General features: G+C 68.1%; 14 protein-coding genes. 4 read left to right on the top strand and 10 right to left on the bottom strand.

Annotation, left to right across the window (positions count from 1 at the left end; all coding sequences use genetic code 11):
* Window positions 1-16 precede the first annotated feature (16 nt).
* The gene (locus CEW88_RS06115) at window positions 17-907 is read right to left on the bottom strand and encodes a serine hydrolase domain-containing protein (RefSeq protein WP_108965160.1); all 891 of its coding nucleotides are present in this window, start codon (window positions 905-907) and stop codon (window positions 17-19) included.
* Window positions 908-1,073: 166 nt separating this feature from the next.
* On the opposite strand from CEW88_RS06115, the gene fabG reads away from it, so the two are divergent.
* Together fabG and CEW88_RS06125 are read left to right on the top strand one after the other, a co-directional pair.
* Complete coding sequence (gene fabG / locus CEW88_RS06120; RefSeq protein WP_108965161.1) at window positions 1,074-1,811, top strand: 3-oxoacyl-[acyl-carrier-protein] reductase; 738 nt, start codon at window positions 1,074-1,076, stop codon at window positions 1,809-1,811.
* A 219-nt stretch (window positions 1,812-2,030) separates the two neighbouring features.
* Window positions 2,031-2,264 carry an acyl carrier protein gene (locus tag CEW88_RS06125; RefSeq protein ID WP_007800270.1) on the top strand — a complete coding sequence of 78 codons (234 nt, stop codon included), beginning with the start codon at window positions 2,031-2,033 and terminating at the stop codon, window positions 2,262-2,264.
* A 247-nt stretch (window positions 2,265-2,511) separates the two neighbouring features.
* Here the strand turns inward: CEW88_RS06125 and CEW88_RS06130 are convergent, their stop codons facing one another.
* The 5 genes from CEW88_RS06130 to CEW88_RS06150 are packed head-to-tail and all read right to left on the bottom strand — an operon-like array spanning window position 2,512 to window position 8,617.
* Window positions 2,512-4,215, bottom strand: a complete 1,704-nt coding sequence (locus tag CEW88_RS06130; protein WP_108965162.1) for a thiamine pyrophosphate-requiring protein — start codon at window positions 4,213-4,215, stop codon at window positions 2,512-2,514.
* A gap of 3 nt (window positions 4,216-4,218) precedes the next feature.
* On the bottom strand, window positions 4,219-5,577 hold the full coding sequence (locus CEW88_RS06135; protein WP_108965163.1) for a TRAP transporter large permease: 1,359 nt from the start codon (window positions 5,575-5,577) through the stop codon (window positions 4,219-4,221).
* A complete protein-coding gene (locus tag CEW88_RS06140) occupies window positions 5,574-6,080 on the bottom strand; it encodes a TRAP transporter small permease (protein ID WP_108965164.1) in 507 nt (168 codons plus the stop codon). The genes CEW88_RS06135 and CEW88_RS06140 overlap by 4 nt, the downstream gene beginning before the upstream one ends.
* Window positions 6,080-7,129, bottom strand: coding sequence for a TRAP transporter substrate-binding protein (locus tag CEW88_RS06145; RefSeq protein ID WP_108965165.1), 1,050 nt, complete (start codon window positions 7,127-7,129; stop codon window positions 6,080-6,082). Before CEW88_RS06145 ends, CEW88_RS06140 begins: the two co-directional genes overlap by 1 nt.
* Window positions 7,130-7,168: 39 nt before the next feature.
* The gene (locus CEW88_RS06150; protein WP_108965166.1) at window positions 7,169-8,617 is read right to left on the bottom strand and encodes an aldehyde dehydrogenase; all 1,449 of its coding nucleotides are present in this window, start codon (window positions 8,615-8,617) and stop codon (window positions 7,169-7,171) included.
* Between the two features lie 384 nt (window positions 8,618-9,001).
* On the opposite strand from CEW88_RS06150, the gene CEW88_RS06160 reads away from it, so the two are divergent.
* Window positions 9,002-9,877, top strand: coding sequence for an AraC family transcriptional regulator (locus tag CEW88_RS06160; RefSeq protein ID WP_159099565.1), 876 nt, complete (start codon window positions 9,002-9,004; stop codon window positions 9,875-9,877).
* Between the two features lie 40 nt (window positions 9,878-9,917).
* Here the strand turns inward: CEW88_RS06160 and CEW88_RS06165 are convergent, their stop codons facing one another.
* Genes CEW88_RS06165 through CEW88_RS06180 form a run of 4 tightly spaced genes read right to left on the bottom strand, consistent with a single transcriptional unit; the run spans window position 9,918 to window position 12,927 of the window.
* Window positions 9,918-10,967 carry a dihydropteroate synthase gene (locus CEW88_RS06165; RefSeq protein ID WP_108965168.1) on the bottom strand — a complete coding sequence of 350 codons (1,050 nt, stop codon included), beginning with the start codon at window positions 10,965-10,967 and terminating at the stop codon, window positions 9,918-9,920.
* 24 nt (window positions 10,968-10,991) lie between these two features.
* Entirely contained in the window at window positions 10,992-11,642 is a 651-nt protein-coding gene (locus tag CEW88_RS06170) for an HAD family hydrolase (protein WP_108965169.1), read from the bottom strand.
* 41 nt (window positions 11,643-11,683) lie between these two features.
* Complete coding sequence (locus tag CEW88_RS06175; RefSeq protein WP_108965170.1) at window positions 11,684-12,604, bottom strand: 5,10-methylenetetrahydrofolate reductase; 921 nt, start codon at window positions 12,602-12,604, stop codon at window positions 11,684-11,686.
* Window positions 12,601-12,927, bottom strand: a complete 327-nt coding sequence (locus CEW88_RS06180) for a virulence factor (RefSeq protein ID WP_108965171.1) — start codon at window positions 12,925-12,927, stop codon at window positions 12,601-12,603. The genes CEW88_RS06175 and CEW88_RS06180 overlap by 4 nt, the downstream gene beginning before the upstream one ends.
* Before the next feature lie 270 nt (window positions 12,928-13,197).
* Here CEW88_RS06180 and CEW88_RS06185 point away from each other — a divergent pair, with 270 nt between their 5' ends.
* Entirely contained in the window at window positions 13,198-14,310 is a 1,113-nt protein-coding gene (locus tag CEW88_RS06185; protein ID WP_108965172.1) for a Ppx/GppA phosphatase family protein, read from the top strand.
* The last annotated feature ends 103 nt before the right edge of the window (window positions 14,311-14,413 follow it).

Genomic DNA, 14,413 nt, shown 5'->3' on the forward strand with positions numbered 1-14,413 from the left:
GGATCTCGACCGGCCGTCACGCGCAAACGTGGTGCACGGCTGCGCTTTCCGCGACGCCTTCTGCCGCGCCCCCGGCAAAGCTTGCGACGGTCACTGGCGGCTTCGCGTCCGGGAAGTGGTAGACTGCGTTGACGCAGAAGGGACCGCTGCCGGAATGGCCGAGCGCCCGCCCGACAGCGCCGGTCCTTCCGGTCATCAGCCCGAGCGAATATCCGCAATCGGTCCAGGGACGCCCGTCGAGCGCGCCGCCGAGGCGGTGGCGCCGCAGCATCTGTGCCAGCGTGGCAGGCGCAAGCAGGGCGCCGGAGAAGAGCGCCTGCAACAGGCGTGCGGCATCCGCCGCCGTACCGATGAGGCAGCCGTGGTAGACCCAGCCCGGATGGTAGCCCCGCGCCTCGGGCCAGTGGACGCGGGCGAAATCGGCGCGGCGGCTGGCGAGCGCAATGCTCTGCAGGCCGAGTGGCCGGGTAGTGACTTCGGAGAGCAGGGCTGCAAAGGGCTGACCCGCGGCCTCCTCGATGCGCTCGCGCACCAGCATGTAGCCGAGGTTGGAATAGGCCCAACCCTGCCCCGGGGCGAAGCGCGGACCCTGCGCCATGGTGGCCTCGTAGATCTGGTCGCGGGACCAGGCCTCCTCGTCCGAGGCGACTGCAGCGCGATAGGCGGGCAGGGCGCAATACTCAGGCAGCCCTGCGGTGTGGTCCAGAAGCTGGCGCAGGGTGAAGCCCTCGCCGGGGCGGGGCGTGTCGAGGCGCAGCGCCCCGGACTCGACCAGCTTCAGCGCGCAGATCGCCAGGACCGTCTTGGTAAAGCTCCAGTAGGGGAAGACCTCGTCGCCGGTACCGCCGAACACTTCGGCTGTCTCGCCGGTCAGCCGGCAGGTGAAAACGGGCGGATGCGGTTCCATGCGGCGGGCATAGCATGGCGCCGGCACGCGGGACAGCGCCGCGCCAGGGAGACATGTCAGGGAGACAAGACCGGGCCGGGCCCTGGGCACTGGCCCTTGCCCGAAAGACGCTGGGATGCCATATCGCCCGGAACGAGTTACGGAAAAGCAGAGGGGCACGGGCCTTATGTTCGATCTGACGGGAAAAAACGCGCTGATCACCGGCGCTTCGGGCGGCATCGGCGGCGCCATCGCCAAGGCGCTGCACGAGGCGGGGGCCACGGTGGGGCTCTCGGGCACCCGCGAGGCGCCGCTGCAGGAACTGGCCGCGGAGCTCGGCGATCGCGCTTTCGTGCTGCCCTGCAACCTTTCGGATCCCGAGGCCGTGGCGGCGCTGCCGAAACAGGCGGCGGATGCGATGGGCTCGGTCGACATCCTGGTGAACAACGCCGGCATCACCCGTGACAACCTTTTCATGCGCATGTCCGATGACGAATGGCAGCAGGTGCTCGACGTGAACCTCACCGCCACCTTCAAGCTCTGCAAGGGCGTGCTGCGCGGCATGATGAAGGCGCGCTGGGGCCGCATCGTGAACATCTCGTCGATCGTCGGGGCCACCGGCAACCCGGGCCAGGGCAACTATGCCGCGGCCAAGGCGGGCCTTGTCGGGATGACCAAGTCGCTGGCCTATGAGGTCGCCTCTCGCGGGATCACCGCCAATTCCGTGGCGCCCGGTTTCATCGAGACGGCGATGACCGACAAGCTGAACGATGACCAGAAAGCCGGCATCATGGGGCAGATCCCCGCGGGCCGCATGGGCACCGCCGATGAAATTGCCGCTGCGGTGCTCTATCTTTCCAGCCAGGAAGCTGCTTATGTCACAGGCGCGACGCTGCATGTGAACGGCGGTATGGCGATGCTCTGACCCCGCGCCTTCGGGCACGGCGGAAAGCGTTTGCCATCCTGCGTGCTTATGCTATAGGCGCGCAGGAACTTGGATCGGGTCGGCGCAGTCGTGCCGTTCTGGTCTTTCCCGGGTCTTCCGGGGTTACGTTGCCCGGTTCCGGGCGGATTGAGCAGCCACCCCGCTAGGGCAAGGGCAAAGACGGGTCGAGAGACCCAGACACATTGTGAGGACAGAAGAATGAGCGATATCCCTGATCGCGTGCGCAAGATCGTGGTTGAGCACCTGGGCGTTGAAGAAGACAAGGTGACCGAGAGCGCCTCGTTCATCGACGATCTGGGCGCGGACAGCCTCGACACCGTGGAACTGGTTATGGCCTTCGAAGAAGAGTTCGGCATCGAGATCCCCGATGACGCAGCCGAGACCATCCAGACCTTCGGCGACGCGGTGAAGTTCATCAAGGAAGCCTCCTGAGCTTTTCCGACTCCTGACCGGAGTTGTGGACGGCGCCCATTCGGGCGCCGTTCTGCGTTTCTGGTGCCGTGCAAGGCCCGTGGAGGGCCGAAGTGAGGAGCTCTGCCCCTCTCTGCTGCGCGGCTCACCCCGGCGTGTTTTGCAAGAGAAGAAGGGCCCGAGGTGCGACCCGGGCCCTTCTTCTCTTTTCATATACGCAGACCCGGCGGCGGGTCCGCGCGCGCCGCCGGGCAGGAATTGCACGGTCTCAGCCGGCGATGCGCACGTTGAGCAGCGCGCAGCGGCGCTCTTCGCGGATCACCCTCAGCGCCTCGTCGAGGGCAGGGCGGAGCTGCTCGGGGGTCTCGACGGCACGGGCGAAGGCGTTGCTCGCCTCGGCCACCTTGCAGAAGTCGGGGCTGGGCGCGAGACCGGTGAGCGGCATGACGTTGGCCTTGCCCGCGGCGCCCTCGGGATAGAGTCCGGTGACCGAGGCCCGCACAGCGCCCCATTCGGCGTTGTTGAGGATCACGATCAGGATCGGCAGGGCCAGCGCCTCGGCGATCTGGTGACAGGCCACGGGGTTGGCGAACATGTAGCTGCCGTCGCCGAGCGTGGCGACGCAAATGCGCTGCGGCTCGGCGAGCTGCGCACCGAGCGCCGCTGGGAAGGACCAGCCCAGACCACCGGAATGCGGCTCCTGGAACCAGGCGCGATGCGCGCGGCGCGGCAGCGGGCCGAGCATCGTCCCGAGCTCGGAAAAGACCGTGCTGGGGGCGTCCTGCGCGTCGAGGGCCTCGCCGAGGATCCGACTGACGGCGGGCTTGGTGAGTAGGTCTCCCTGCGGCTGGGCCGCCTTGCGCTGCGCCTCGCGGGCCTTTGCCGTGGTCTCGGCAAGCCGGGCGCGGCGGGGGGCGACGTGATCGCCTTTGGGCAGGCCCTCCATGGCGGTGATCAGCGCGGGGAGCGTCCGGGCGTTCTCGCCGGTGATCGACAGGTCCGAGCGGAAGTTGCGCACCGGGAAGCGCGAGAAGATCGGGTCGGGGCCCATGTTGACCACCTTTGCCCCTGGGCGCGGCGCATGGGCGTCGGGCATCCAGGGGGCAAGGCAGTCAAGGATCAGCACCACGTCGGCACCGGCCAGCCATGGGCCGGGATCGGCGCCGACGTGGCAGGGATGGTCGGTGGCGATGGCAAGATGCGTCGCCCACCAGGAGCAGACCGCGATGCCCCAGTCCTCGGCCCATGCCGAGAAGGCTTCGAAGCTTGCCGCGTCGCCGGCGCCACGCTGGGCGATGATCAGCGGGGCTTCCGCCTCGGACAGCCAGCGGGCGAGGGTGGCAATCGCCTCGGGGTTCGGCGCGGTCTCGGAGGCGGCAATGGAAGGGGCCGCGTCGAGGCCCTCGGTCGGCACGGGCTCGCAGAGCACCTCGCGCGGGATGGACAGGTAGACCGGTCCCTTCGGGGTGGAGGTCGCGATGGCATGGGCGCGGTCCAGCAGGCCGGTGACCTGCTCGGGGAACTTCAGCTCATACTCCCATTTGGAGGCCTCGCGCACCAGCGCGGCCTGGTCGCGCATCTCCTGCCCCCAGCCGATCGGCACGGTGCGGGCACCAAAGCGGCCCTCTTCGGTGACCGGGGTGCGGCCCGACATGAGGATCATCGGGATATGCTCGCAGGCGGCGTTGATCGCGCCGATGGCGCCATTCGCCAGCCCGACATTGGTGTGCAGCATCACCGCCTGCGCCTTGCCGGTCATCAGGGTGTAGCCATGCGCCATGCCCATGGCGGCGTGTTCGTGCGGCATGACCAGCGCCTGCGGCAGCTCGATGCCCTCGGCGGCCGCCTGGGCCAGCCCCTCGATGATCGGCGGGAAGTCGGTGCCGGAGTTGGCGAAGACGTAGTCCACGCCAAGCGCCTTCAGCCGGGGGAAGATCGCGCCCCCGGCGGTGACGGTCGATTGGTCTTTCATTGTTCAGCCTCCCAGCAGGGTTGGCAGCCAGAGCGTGAGTGCGGGGAAAGCGAGGATCAGCGCGACCCGCACCAGCTCGGCGCAGAAGAAGGGGGCGACGCCCTTGAAGGTCTCGATCATCGGCGTGTCCTTGGCCAGCGCCGAGATGATGAAGACGTTCATCCCCACCGGCGGGGTGATCAGCCCCAGCTCGGCGACGATGAGGGCTAGGATGCCGAACCAGACCTTGAGATCCTCGGTGCTCATTCCGAATCCCGCGCCGTCAGCCGTGGCGTAGAGTCCGCCGTTCAGCTCGACCAGCATCGGCCAGAAGAAGGGGATTACCAGCAGGATCATCGACATGCTGTCCATCAGGCAGCCGAGCAGGATCAGCGCGATGAGGATCAGCACCATGACCATCATCGGGGCCATGCCGCTCTCGGCGATCCATTGCGCCGCCTGCTGCGGCAGGCCGATGCGGGACATGAAGATCTTCATCAGCTCCGCACCGAGAAGGATCACGTAGATCATCCCCGAGGTGCGGGCGGTGGACTTCAGCGCGACGACCATCTCGGCCAGCCCGACGCGGCGCTTGGCCAGACCGTAGACCCAGACGAGGAAGACGCCGACGGCGGCCGCAGGGGTGGGGTTGAAGAAGCCGCCGTAGATGCCCCCCAGAACAAGGCCGAAGATGACCATGACCGGCAGCAGGCCGAGCGTGGCGGTGACGAACTCGGAACGGCTCGCCGCGCCGCCCGCGGGGCCCGAAGCGGGGCGGATACGCACGTAGATCGCGATGGTCAGGATGAAGAAGAGCACCGCCAAGATGCCTGGAAGCATGGCCGCGGCGAACATGGTGACGATATTGGCCTCGACGATCACCGCGTAGACGATGAGCACCACGGAGGGCGGGATCAGGATGCCCAGAACGCCGCCGGCCGAAAGCGCGCCGGTGGCCAGCGCGCCCGAGTAGTTGTAGCGCTTGAGCTCGGGCAGGGCGACCTTGCCCATGGTCGAGGCGGTGGCCAGCGACGAGCCGCAGACCGCACCGAAGCCGGCGCAACCGGCGATGGCCGCCATGGCGGTGCCGCCGCGCATCCAGCCGAGCCAGGCATTGGCGCCGCGGAAGAGCGCGTGGCTCAGGCCCGCGACCGTGGCCAGCTCGCCCATCAGCACGAACATCGGCACGACCGAGAGGTCGTAGATCGAGAACTGCCCGTAGGCGAGGGTTTTCAGCTGGCTCATCAGCAGCATGGGGCCATTGACCAGCGCGATGCCGACGCCGCCGACGAGGATCATCCCGTAGGCAATGGGAATTCGGATCGCGATCAGCACGATCAGGACGACCAGCGACAGGATGCCGAGAGTGATGGGATCGCTCATGTCCGGGCCTCCTCCAGGCTTTCGCGGAAGGTGACGGCGGCGGCGGCAATGAGCAGCGCCAGCGAGACGAGGATCGGCACGAAGGCCCACCAGATCGGCACCTGTAGGATCGTCGTCGTGTAATTGTAGGCCTTCTGGTCAAGCATCCCGAGGTACATGCGCCAGACGAGGATGCCGGCGAAGCCAAAGGCGATCAGCGAGGCGAGCGCCCGCAGCACCGCCAGCATCGGGCGGGGGGCGTTCGCGGTGAAGATGTCGGCGGTGACGTTGGCGTCGGTGAGCTGGCAGTAGGGCAGGAAGGCAAAGACCGCCACCGCCACGCCCATCTCGGTGAGCTCGAAATCGCCGGGAAAGGGTTTGAGCACCACGGCACCGACGACCGAGGCGACGTTGATCAGCACGATCACCAGCAACAGCGCGCCGCCCAGCAGCGCCCAGAAGGTGACAAGCCGTGCGACCGCAGCGGAAACTCCGCTGCGGTTCTGAACTTCTGCGGCGAACATCAGTTGCTCATGCTCTCTTCGGCATTGGCCTTGATCCGCTCGCGGGCCATGGCGACCATGGCGGCGCCGTCGATGCCCTTGGCCGAGACATCCTCGACCCAGCGGTCGACCACCGGCTCGAGCGCGGTCTCGAAGGCTGCGGTCTCTTCCTCGGTGAGCGTCACATGGGTGTTGCTAGCGTCGGTCGCGACCTTGATGCCGCGCTCGTCGATGTTGCGCCAGATGTTGCCGACCTCGATCAACCAGTCACGTCCCGACGCGTCGCGGAACGCTTTCTGGATGTCCTCGGGAAGACCGTCCCAGCGCGCCTTGTTCATCGAGACCTGGAAGGTCGTCGTGCCGAAGCGGGTCTTGTCCGCACCCTCGATCTGGTACTCGGTCTGGTCCTGCAGCTTCAGTGCCGGGATGATCTCCCAGGGGATGAAGGCGCCGTCGACGACCTTCTTCGACAGGGCCTGCGGCAGGTCCGGAACCGGCATCGAGACCGGTGTTGCGCCGAGGGCTTCGATCACCCAGGCACCTGTGCGGGTGGGAATGCGCATCTTGAGCCCTGCGAGGTCCTCCGGCTTGCGGATTTCCTTGTCGACCGTGTGGATGGCCTGGCCCGCGTGGACGTGCAGGAACATCGGCTCGACGCCTGCGTAGTCATCCTTGAGATACGCGTCGTACATGTCGAGCATCGCGAGGTTCGTGGCCACCGGGTCGTTGATGAAGACGTTGGGCAGCTCCATCACCTCGGTGCGCGGGAACAGGCCCGGCGTGTAGCCGTTCACCGTCCAGATGAGATCCACTACGCCATCGCGCACTTGGTTGATCAGCTCGGGCGGGCGCCCGCCGAGGGTCATCGAGGGATAGATCTCGATCTTCACCTTGCCGCCCGAGTTCTCCTCGACCGCCTTCGCCCAGGGCTCGAGCATGTCGGTCTGCGCCGGGGCCTTGGCCCCCAGGAAATGGTGCAGCTTGAAGGTGTAGTCCTGCGCCCATGCGCCGCCGGCGGCGACGCTCAGGGCCAGGGCCGCGACTGCGGTTCTTGCCAGTTTGGTTTTCATGACGGTTCCTCCCGTTTAAGTCGATCCGATCGCGTCCATTTAGATCGGGTAGTGCAGATCGCCGTCCTGCGTGGTGAGCCAGCGCAATTCGGTAAACTCGGCGACTCCCCACGTGCCGCCGAAGCGACCGTAGCCTGAATCCTTCACCCCGCCGAAGGGCATTTGCGCCTCGTCGTGCACGGTCGGGCCGTTGACGTGACAGATCCCGCTTTCGATGCGCCGCGCGACCGCCATGGCGCGGGCCTGATCGCGGCCGAAGACCGCCGCGGACAGGCCGAACTCGCTTTCGTTGGCCACGCGCACCGCCTCGTCGACCGAGCCTACGCGGATGATCGAGGACACCGGGCCGAAGCTTTCCTCGGAATAGAGACGCATCTGCGGGGTCACGCCATCCAGCGCCGCGGCGTTGAGAATGGTGCCCTCGCCGCCGCCGCCGATCAGCCGCGCGCCCTTTTGCACGGCGTCCTCGATGAGGTCGCGGATGCGGTCGGCGGCGCCGATGTTGACGAGGCTGCCGAGGGGGGCCTTGCCCTCGGTCGGGTCGCCCGCGGTGAGGCTCTCGACCTTCTCGGCAAAGGCCGCGACGAAGGCGTCGGCGATCTCGTCCATGACGATGATGCGCTCGGTCGACATGCAGATCTGGCCCTGGTTCATGTAGGCGCCGAAACCGGCAGCCGCGACGGCGGCGGGGATGTCGGCGTCATCGAGGACGATGAAGGGCGCCTTGCCGCCCAGTTCGAGCAGGGACGGCTTGAGGTGCCGTGCCGAGAGCTCGGCGACGATCCGGCCGACGCGGGTGGAGCCGGTGAAGTTCACCCGGCGCACGGCGGGGTGGGCGATCAGCGTCTCGACCAGTTCGGGCGCATCCTCGGGCGCGTTGGAGATGGCGTTGACCACGCCCTTGGGCAGGCCCGCTTCGGACACGGCCTCGAGGATCAGCGCATGGGTGCGCGGGCAGAGCTCCGAGGTCTTCATCACCACGGTGTTGCCGCAGGCCAGCGGCGTCGCGATCGAGCGCACGCCAAGGATCACCGGCGCGTTCCAGGGCGCCATGGCGAGCACCACGCCTGCGGGCTGGCGCACCGCGTAGGCAGTCGATCCGGGGCGGTTCGAGGGCACGATCTCGCCCTTGATTTGGGTGGTCAGGCTGGCCGCTTCCAGCAGCATGTCTGCGGCGAGCATGACGTTGAACCGGGCCCAGGCCTCGGTCGCGCCGATCTCGGCCTTCATCGCGGCGACGATGTCGTCGCCACGCGCGGTCAGTGCTTCCGAGGCCTTGATCAGCAGCTTGCGGCGCTGGCCGGGGGCGACGGCGGCCCACTCGGGGAAGGCCGCGGCAGCGGCATCCACCGCGCGGATCGCGTCGGCCTTGCTGGCCGCTGCGGCACGCGTGGCGACTTCGCCCGACACCGGGTTGGCGCGTTCGAACTCGCGGCTGTCTTCGGCGGGTACGTGCTCGCCGTCGATAAAGAGGTTCAGGCTGTCCATGACTTCGTGTCTCCTTGGTCAGGTCAATTCGGTTTCAAGCGGCTCTGTCGCGCCGCCGAGGAAAGCGCGCTGCACCGCCGGATCACTGCGCATCGCGTCGGCACTGCCGTCGCCCACCACGCGCCCGGCTTCCCAGGAGGTAGCCGCAGGGGGCAAGCGCCGAAGGCATTGCAAGCGGCAGAGCGCGCAACAGGGCGCGCCGGGTGTTTTGTGTCATGTTGTCCTCCCGGTCGATGCCTTCGAAGCATCCTGTCGCGCCACGGGCAGCCCTCTCCCCGAGGCGTCCTGTGGCGGGTGATGAAGAAACTATCCGAAAAATCTGTTGATAAAATGCACGTATGCGGGGATGAATTGCACTCATCAGTCACTTCGCGCGCACAAATCATGAGCACGATGAAAACCTTCCCGCTTCGGCCCTCGGCGCATCACGGCATCACCGCGCATGAGATCCGCAGCCCTCTGGCCGAAACGACCTATGGGCTGCGCGCCGGAAACGCCTGTTTGCTGGCGCTGCAATCGGGGCGCGGCCGGGTGCTGATCGGCGCGCGCGACATGGAGATAGAGGCGCCACGATTCGTCTGGCTGGCCCCGGGGCGGGACGGGGCGTTGAAGCTCTCGCCGGGCAGCCGCGGCGAGCTGGTGACCTTGTCGAAGGGGGCGCTGGCGCGGGTGCTGCCCGGCTCTGCCTTCGATGACGAGTTGAGCCAAGTCCTGGCGGCGGACCTTTCGGTGGCGCTGGCTGCGCAGCGCGAGCGCGTTGCCCGGCGCATGGCCGAACTGCGCGAGGAACTGGCCGAGAGCGCGCCGGGGGTCGAGATCATGGCCGGGCACATGCTGTCGATGCTGCTGATCCAGCTCTGGCGCGGGGTGAAGGAGGGCCGGGCGCGGCCCGATGTGGCGACGGGCGGGCTGGTGCAGGGCTTCGTGCAACTCGCGGGTCTGCACCTGCGCGAGCACTGGGAGGTGGGCGATTACGCGCGGGCCCTGGGCGTGTCTCGGGACCGGCTGGCGGGGGCGGTGCGCCGCGCCACGGGACGCTCGCCGCAGACCTGGCTGCACGAGGCGCTGCACCGCGAGGCGGCGGAGTTGCTGACGAACTCGGGGCTGCAGGTGGCGCAGGTGGGGTTCCGGCTCGGGTTTTCCGACCCAGCCTATTTCAACAGGTTTTTCAAACGGATGGAGGGCGTTCCTCCAAGCCGATTCCGGCGCCGCATGGCCAAGCGCAGTGCCCCGGCGACGTCTTACGCGGCCTGGCCGTGACGGAGGGCGCTCGGCGCCGAGCCGCCCGGCTCGCGTTGCGCTAGGCCCGCCGCCGGCGCCCGCCGCGCCGACCGCCACGGGGCTCGCCGGCGCCTTCCTCGCCCTTGTTCATCGCGATCCAGGCGGTGCCGTGCGGGTCCTTGTTCATCAGGAAGTTCGCCGCACGGATCGCCCGCATCTCGGCGCCGGGACCGGCGCTCATCGCCCCCAGCCCGAAGAGCCGCACGAACGCCGCATCCTCCAGCGGCGGCAGGATCACCCCGGCGGCCTCCAGTTCGGCTTTCTTCGCGGCGATCTTTGCCTGGGTCGCCGGCATGGCGACGGGGTTCATGATCGCCGAGGTCATCCCCGCGCCGATCGCCATGGGCAGAAAGGCGGTGTTGATCCCGTGCCGGTCGGGCAGACCGAAAGAGATGTTCGAGGCGCCGCAGGTGGTGTTCACCCCGAGTTCCTCGCGCAGCCGCCGGACAAGGGCAAAAACCTGCTGCCCGGCGCTGGCCATTGCCCCCACCGGCATCACCAGCGGATCCACCACGATGTCCTGCGCCGGAATGCCGAAATCCGCCGCCCGTTCGACGATCTTGCGCGCCACCGCGAAGCGCACGTCGGGGTCTTCGGAAATGCCGGTGTCGTCGTTCGAAATCGCCACCACCGGCACGCCGTATTTCTTCACAAGCGGCAGCACGCGCTCGAGCCGCTCCTCCTCGCCGGTGACCGAGTTCAGCAGCGGGCGGCCCTCGGCGGCCTCGAGCCCGGCCTTGAGCGCACCGGGCACCGAGCTGTCAATGCAGAGAGGCACATCCACCACGCCCTGCACCAGCTCGATCACCTGCCGCATCAGCGGTGGCTCGGTGACATTCGGGTCGGGGTTGGAGTTGTAGACCACGCCCGCGTTCACATCGAGCACTGCCGCGCCCGCCGCCACCTGCGCCAGCGCATCGGCGACAACGGTGGAGAAATCGCCGGCCTCCAACTCGGCCGCCAGCTTCTTGCGCCCGGTGGGATTGATCCGCTCGCCGATCACGCAGAAGGGCTCGTCGAAGCCCATGATCACGGTGCGGGTCTTCGACTCGAGAACGGTGCGGGTCATGGGCTCTCCTCCCTTGGATGTGTCCTATTCCAGCCTGGTCAGCAGCTCGGCGAGCGCGGGGTCGGTGTAATCGGTGATGACGGTCTGCGCCCCGGCGTCCCGCAGCTGCGAGACGCTCAGGCCCGACGAGCGGATCCCGACCGTGTGCGCGCCCGAGGCGGCAGCGGCGCGCATGCCCGAGGGGCTGTCCTCGAAGGCGATGCAGGCGCGGGGAGCCACGTCGAAGGTGCGCATGGCGGCGATATAGGGCTCGGGGTCGGGCTTGGCGCGGCGGCATTCGTCGCCGATCACCAGAAGCTCGATCCGGTCCCGCAGCCCGATGGCGTCCAGCATCACCTCGGCGTTGGCGCGCGGCGCGTTGGTGACCACGGCGATGCGCCAGCCCCGTGCCTGCGCGTGATCCAGCAGCGCCTCTGCCCCGGGCATCGGCGCATGGCCGGCCACAAGCCGGTCACGGAAGCGGGCCTCCTTGAGGTCTGACAGGGCGTGGGCATCCTCGCCGGGGAAGATCTCGGGGAAACTCTCGAGATTGTGCCGCCCGTGGATGTCCGACAGGTACCCCGCCTCTGTCAGCTCGCGCCCGCGTTCGGCGTAGAGATCGGCGAAGACCTCGAAATGCAGCGGGTCCGAGTGAAGCAGCGTGCCGTCGAGGTCGAAGAGGAGTGCCTTGATCATGCCTGTCCCTTGCGCGTTATGTGGCTCGGCGGACAGGCCCCTCAGACGGCGCGTGCGGCCGGCTGCGCGGCGGCGCCGCCGTGGCGGGCGGCCCAGTCCGTCGCAGCAGGGATGCCCCCGAGCGGGAAGAGATGCAACCGCGCGATAGGCAGGTCGGGCTCGGCGGCACAGGCGCGGGCGATCTCGGCGACGAAGTCGGTGGGCTCGTAGGGCAGCAGCAGCTTGCTGACGTCGCGGGCGCGCTTCTGCAGCACCTTCATCGAGGGTCCGACGCCGCAGGTGACGGCGAAGCGGATCAGCGTCTGCAGCTTGGCAGGCCCGGCGATGCCGAGATGGACGGGAAGCGAGATGGTCTCGGCGCGCAGACGGCGCGCCCAGTCCAGCACCGGGGCAGGGTCGAAGGCGAATTGCGTCACCAGCCCCATCTGCGCATCCGTGCGCTCCGCGAAGGCCTGTTTCCAGCGCAGTGCCTGCATCACCGTGCGGTCGGAGCCGTCGGGATCGATGTCGCGGTTGCCCTCCGGGTGGCCGGCGACGTGCAGCCGGGTGAAGCCGGCGCGGTCGAAGAGCCCGGTCTCGAGCAGTTGCATGGAGGCGTGAAAGTCGCCGCGCGGCGCGGGGATGCCGCCGGCGAGGATCAGACCCTCGTTGATCCCGGCTTCGCCCTGGTAGCGGGCGATCCAGTCCTGGAGCGTGGCGGCATCGGGGATCGAGCGGGCCGGGAAATGCGGCATGACGCTGAAGCCCTCGGCGACGAGACGGGCGGCGGTGGCCACCATCTCGTCGATCGGGGTACCGTCGATATGGGCGATGTAGATGCGGGTGGATTCGGGCAGCAGGGCGCGGAAGTCGCCGATCTGCGCCGCGGTGCGCGGCATGACCTCGATCGAGTAGCCCTCGAGCGCCGAGGGTGGCAGCTGCGGGGCGGAGGGGCGTCGGCGACGGAAGTTCAGCAGCGTCATCTGGGTCCTTTCCCCTCGGTCGGGCGATCTGCCCAGCCGTCCTGATCGACCAGCGTGGCGAGACGCTCGGGGCCGAAGTCCTTGTCCAGCCGGGCAGCGAGCGCCGCGGCGATCTGCTGTGCGTCGCCCTGCTGCGGCGGTGCCGGGCCGCGGCGCCAGGCCGACAGGTAGGAGTCGGTTCCCTTTGCGCCGCTGCGCATGGCAGCGCGGTCGATGGCGGCCTCGAAACGGGCGGGCAGCACGCATTTTGCCGCGCGGCGACCGGAGCCGACGATCACCTGCGCAGGGATGTCGCGCCAGTAGAGGAGGGTGATTTCGGTCATACCGCCGGGGTCCGCAAGGCCTGTTGCCATCAGTCTAGGATGCGCGCGCCCGGCGCCGCGGTCGGTTTTCGACGGCATGAGGGCCGGGAGCGACGCAGGACAATTCCGCGCGGGCCGCCGGTGCCGCGCGCGTCCCGCCTCTTGTCCCCGCGAACGAATATGTGAACGCCCGCTTCGACAGACCGTTCAAACCGGGCGGAAGGTTCTCTTGCGCCGCCTCCTTGCGCCGCGTATCCTGAGCGCAACTAGATATACGGAAAGGCGCAGAACATGGCGCCAAGGCGTCCCAGAGGTGCGGGCGCTTTCCCGAAACCGGTCGAGAGCCCCGCGCCGAACAAACCCGATCCGAATGCGCTCTATGCGGCGCTGGATCTGGGGACCAACAGTTGTCGCATGCTGATTGCCCAGCCAAAGGGCAGCCAGTTCCATGTGATCGACTCGTTTTCCAAATCCGTCCAGCTCGGGCATGGCCTCGAGCGGAGCGGACGGCTGTCGCGTGCCTCGATGGCGCGCACCGTCGCCGCGCTGCGGGTCTGCCAGCAGAAAATCCGCCGCCACGAGGTGGTGCGCATGCGGTTGGTCGCGACCGAGGCCTGCCGGAGGGCAAAGAACTCCCGCGACTTCATCCGCCAGATCAAGCGCGAGACCGGCCTCGAGATGGAGATCATCCAGCCCGAGGAGGAAGCCCGTCTCGCGGTGATCTCTTGCGCGCCGCTGGTCTCGACCCGCACCGAGCAGCTTCTGGTGGTGGACATCGGTGGCGGCTCGACCGAGCTGGTGTGGATCGACCTGTCGTCGGTGCCCAACCGCGACCGGCCGCGCGCCATCATGCGGCTCCATTCAGGATTCCATCCGCCGGAAAGCCCGTTTCCCGCCGCCAAGGTGGTCGACTGGATCTCGGTGCCGCTGGGGGTGGCGACGCTGCGCGACCAGTTCAACGATGTGCAGGACGACGCTGCGCGTTACGCGTTGATGAGCTGGTTCTTTGAGGAGAACCTTTCGGAATTCGCGCCCTACAAGGATGCGCAGAGCCGCGAGGGCTTCCAGATCATCGGCACCTCGGGCACGGTGACCACCGTGGCGGCCTCGCACCTGGGGCTGCGGCGCTACGACCGGACCAAGGTGGACGGGCTGCGCATGTCCTCGGACCAGATAGAGGCGGTGATCGGCAAGTACCTCGAGATGGGTCCGGCGGGGCGGCGGCGCGACCCGCGGATCGGCCATGACAGGCAGGCGCTGATCATGTCCGGCGCGGCGATCCTGCAGGCGCTCTTGCGGATCTGGCCGACCGACCGGCTGTCGGTGGCTGACAGGGGGCTGCGCGAGGGGCTGCTCTACGCGCAGATGTCGGTGGATGGTGTTCTGGAGGACGGGCCGCTATAGGAGCGGCTTGACTTCGTGGTCCATGCCCGGAAAAGGGGGCGCTGCCCCCGTCTGCCCGTGGCAGACACTCCCGGGATACGCGGGCCGGGAAAATATCTGTAGA

The organism is Alloyangia pacifica (assembly GCF_003111685.1).
Lineage (GTDB): Bacteria > Pseudomonadota > Alphaproteobacteria > Rhodobacterales > Rhodobacteraceae > Salipiger > Salipiger pacificus_A.